Raw genomic sequence first — 818 nt, forward strand, 5'->3', positions numbered from 1 at the left:
AATGATGGCTTGCACATCTACTGATGCCGCTGCTTGATAGGCCAGCATAAAAATATCCGCTTGTGGATACGGTAGATCTTCTAAACCTTTGCGGCCTGCGTGATCCGCTTGGCAGCAAATTAGAATGTCTTTTAGGCGCTCCGACTTGCGCCATACATCAAACTTGTTCAGGATTTTGATGATGGTTTGCGGCTTTAACTCTGCGGCGCGATGAATGTTGGAGTGTTGCTCGCAGACCATGAGCGCTAACTCTTTAAATTCATTCGGTACACGTACACGTTCGCACAGTTTTTTAATTAGCTTTAAACCGGTATGACAATGCATTTTATGGCTTGGCCATTCGCTCTCTGGTGTCACGCCTTTCCCTAAGTCATGCACCTGTGCGGCAAATCTAACAGGGAGTGATGTGCTCAGCTTTGCGGCTTGCTCTGCTACCATCAACGTATGGATACCCGTATCGATCTCTGGGTGCCATTTTTCAGGTTGAGGCACCCCAAATAACGCATCGATTTCTGGTAGCACGACGGCTAACGCGCCGCAATCTCGCAACACTGATAAAAACACATCGGGACGAGGCGTTGAAAGCGATTTATGCCACTCTTGCCACACGCGTTCTGGGGTTAGCGTATTGAGTTCACCAGAGTCTGCGATGTCGCGCATGAGTTGCATGGTTTCTTTTGCTACCGTAAATCCCAGCGAGGCAAGTTTTGCAGCAAAACGTGCGACCCGAAGTACTCTAAGGGGATCTTCCACAAAAGCATCCGATACATGACGCAATATGCGATTATTCAAATCGGCTTGGCCGCCATAAGGATCGT

1 protein-coding gene is annotated in these 818 nt (G+C 48.5%); it reads right to left on the reverse strand.

The window, feature by feature from the left end; all coding sequences use genetic code 11:
- On the reverse strand, window positions 1-818 hold an 818-nt coding region (locus R8N49_RS26240), incomplete at both ends, for an HD domain-containing protein (RefSeq protein ID WP_318190337.1).

The sequence above is a fragment of the Vibrio sp. 1978 genome (assembly GCF_033344345.1).